The sequence below is a fragment of the Mesorhizobium sp. M2A.F.Ca.ET.067.02.1.1 genome (assembly GCF_004023285.1).
GTDB lineage: Bacteria > Pseudomonadota > Alphaproteobacteria > Rhizobiales > Rhizobiaceae > Mesorhizobium.
The window spans coordinates 1-3,391 of sequence record NZ_RZSB01000659.1; the positions used below are offsets into that span (position 1 = coordinate 1).

Genomic DNA, 3,391 nt, shown 5'->3' on the forward strand with positions numbered 1-3,391 from the left:
CGTCTTGAACTACGTCATCGTCTATTTCCTCGGCATGCTGTTCATCGTCGGCTCGGCCGACTGGCGGCTGGCGGCACCGCTCGCCGTCTGGCTGGTCGGCTATATCGGTCTCCTGCGCTTTTTCATCCCGCGGCTGGGCAAGGTCGGCGAGGAGCAGGCCAATGCGCGCTCGACCATGACCGGGCGCGTCGTCGACAGCTACACCAACATCCAGACGGTGAAGCTGTTCAGCCACGCGCGCCGCGAGGCGACCTTCGCCAGGGAAGGCATGGCGAGCTTCCTTGACACCGTCTACCGCTCGATGCGGCTGGTCACGGTGCTCTACGGCCTGCTCTACATCCTGAACTCGCTGCTTCTGTTCTCGGTGACGGCAATCTCACTGTGGCTGTGGCTCGGCCAGGCGGTAACGATCGGCGCGGTCGCGGTGGTCATCGGCCTGGTTCTGCGCATGTGGGGCATGTCGCAGTGGATCATGTGGGAGATGTCGGGGCTGTTCGAGAATATCGGCACGGTGCAGGACGGCATCCAGTCGATCTCGCTGCCGCGCCTGGTCGAAGACAGGCCGGGCGCGAAGGACATCGCCGTCAGCCAGGGTGAGATCCGCTTCGAGGACATCCGCTTCCATTACGGCAAGCAGAAGGGTGTCATCGAGAACCTGTCGCTCACCGTGAAATCCGGCGAGAAGGTCGGCATCGTCGGCCGTTCCGGCGCCGGCAAGTCGACGCTGGTCAATCTGCTGCTGCGTTTCTACGACCTGGAAAGCGGCAGCATCCTCGTCGACTGCCAGGAGATCGCGGCGGTGACGCAGGATTCGCTGCGCGCGCAGATCGGCATGGTGACGCAGGACACCTCGCTTCTGCACCGCTCGGTGAAGGAGAACATCCTCTATGGCCGGCCGGACGCGACCGACGAGATGCTCATCGAGGCGGCGCGGCGGGCGGAGGCGCTCGATTTCATCGGCGGGCTTTCCGACCACAATGGGCGCAAAGGGTTCGATGCCCATGTCGGCGACCGCGGCGTCAAACTGTCCGGCGGCCAGCGGCAGCGCATCGCGATCGCCCGCGTCATGCTGAAGGACGCGCCGATCCTGATCCTCGACGAGGCGACCTCGGCGCTCGATTCGGAGGCCGAGGCGGCGATCCAGGAGAACCTCTACAAGCTGATGCAGGGCAAGACCGTCATTGCCATCGCGCACCGGCTGTCGACGATCGCGGCAATGGACAGGCTCGTCGTCATGGACAAGGGCCGCATCATCGAGGAGGGCTCGCATGAGGAGCTCGTCGCCAAGGGCGGGCTCTACGCCCAGCTCTGGCAGCGTCAGTCGGGCGGCTTCCTGCTCGATGACGGACCGGCCGAGTCCGACGCCAAGGCGACGGAAATGGCGGCGGTTACCTGCGTAGAGCCCCGCCGGCGACCAGATCGGACGCCGGCGGGTTTGTGGCCTCCACGAGAGAAAAATGTTCGACCGCATCTTCACCTGGTTCGAAAGCCGTTATTCGCCGGTGGCGCTGGCCGACGACAGGCAGCCGCCAATGGGGCTTTGGCGGTTCTACTGGTATTTCATAAGGCAGTTTCGCGCCGCCTATCGGCTGCGCATGATCATCGTTGCCGTAGCGGCGATCATCGACGCGATGCTGCCGATTTTCGTCGGCCTGATCGTCGGCCTGCTCGCCAGCACCGGGCCCGGCGATTTCTTCGCCGCGCATGGGCCGCTGCTCGTCCTGATGGCCTTCGTCGTGCTTTTGCGTCCGCTGTCGATGGTCGTCGATGCGCTGATCCGCAACCATGCCATCGCGCCGAACCTCATCGACCTCATCCGCTGGCAGAGCCACTGGCATGTCGTGCGCCAGGACTGGTCGTTCTTCCAGAACGACTTTGCCGGCCGCATCGGGACCAAGGTCATGCAGAGCGGCGATTCGGTGGAGATGAGCGTCAATTTCACCGTCGATGCCGTCTGGTATGCGCTGGTGTTCGTCGCGGTCGCCATCGTGGTGCTGGCCCGGCTCGACCCGCTTCTGCTGGCGGTCGTGGCGGTCTGGCTGGTGTTCTATTGCCTGATCTTCTGGTCCGCGATGCCCAGGATCACACAACGCTCGTCCCAATTGTCGGAGCGGTGGTCGCAGGTGAGCGGCCGCATGGTCGACAGCTACACCAATATCCTGACGCTCAAGACATTCTCGACCGGCAAGCATGAAGACAAATATGTCTCGCAGGCGGTGGTCAAGCACGCCGACACATTCTACCAGCTCATGCGCGTTTTCACGCTGATGTGGTCGGCCTTGTTCGTCCTCAACGCGGCGCTGCTTATCGCCGTGAGCTGGGTGGCGCTCGCCGGCTGGAACGCAGGGACGATGACCACCGCCGCCGTGGCGACCGCGATACCTTTCGCGCTGCAGATCGCCAACATCTCCGGCAGGATCCTCGATGTCGGCGCCAATGTCTTCCGGCAGATCGGCGTCGCCAGCAACTCGATGACGACGATCGCGCGGCCGATCGTCATGCAGGACCAGCCGGACGCACCGGCCCTCGTCGTGACCGCCGGCGGCATCGAGTTCGACCGGGTGAACTTCAACTATTGGCGCAAGGACGGCAAAGGCGGCGTCATCGACAACCTGTCGCTGAAGATCGCGCCGGGCGAGCGGGTCGGCCTGATCGGCCGTTCCGGGGCCGGCAAATCGACGCTGGTCAATCTCGTGCTGCGGCTGTTCGACGTGCCGGACGGCAAGGTGCTGATCGACGGGCAGGACATCCGCAACGTCTCGCAGGAGAGCGTTCGTGGGGCGATCGGCTTCGTCAACCAGGACACCTCGCTCTTGCATCGATCTGTTCGCGAGAACCTCAAATATGGGCGCCAGTCGGCCAGCGACGAGGCGATGCTCAACGCCGCGAAAGCCGCCCAGATCGACGAGGTGATCGCGGGGCTGACCGATCCGCATGGGCAGAGCGGCTATGAGGCGCTTGTCGGCGAGCGCGGCGTGAAACTGTCCGGCGGCCAGCGGCAACGCATCGCCATTGCCCGCGTTATGCTGAAGGACGCGCCGATCCTCATCCTCGACGAGGCGACCTCCGCGCTCGATTCGGAGGTGGAGGCCGCCATCCAGGAGAACCTCTACAAGCTCATGCAGGGCAAGACCGTCATCGCCATCGCGCACCGGCTGTCGACGATCGCGGCGATGGACCGGCTCGTCGTCATGGACAAGGGCCGCATCGTCGAGGACGGCTCGCATGAGGCGCTGATCGCCAAGGGCGGGCTCTATGCCCAGCTCTGGCGCCGCCAGTCTGGCGGCTTCCTGCTGGAGGAAAAGCCGGTCGCCGACGCCCCGCCGACGAAAGGTGAAGCCGCCGAATGATGCAGGCCATCTATCGCTGGTTCGAGCACTGGGTCTACCCG

At 64.6% G+C, this 3,391-nt stretch carries 1 protein-coding gene and 1 pseudogene; both read left to right on the forward strand.

Features of this window, described 5'->3' with window-relative positions; all coding sequences use genetic code 11:
* A pseudogene (locus tag EOA28_RS29480) lies at positions 1–1,357 on the forward strand (ABC transporter ATP-binding protein); the annotation flags it as partial.
* 274 nt (positions 1,358–1,631) lie between these two features.
* Complete coding sequence (locus EOA28_RS29485) at positions 1,632–3,350, forward strand: ABC transporter ATP-binding protein (RefSeq protein WP_245501622.1); 1,719 nt, start codon at positions 1,632–1,634, stop codon at positions 3,348–3,350.
* Positions 3,351–3,391: the final 41 nt, after the last annotated feature.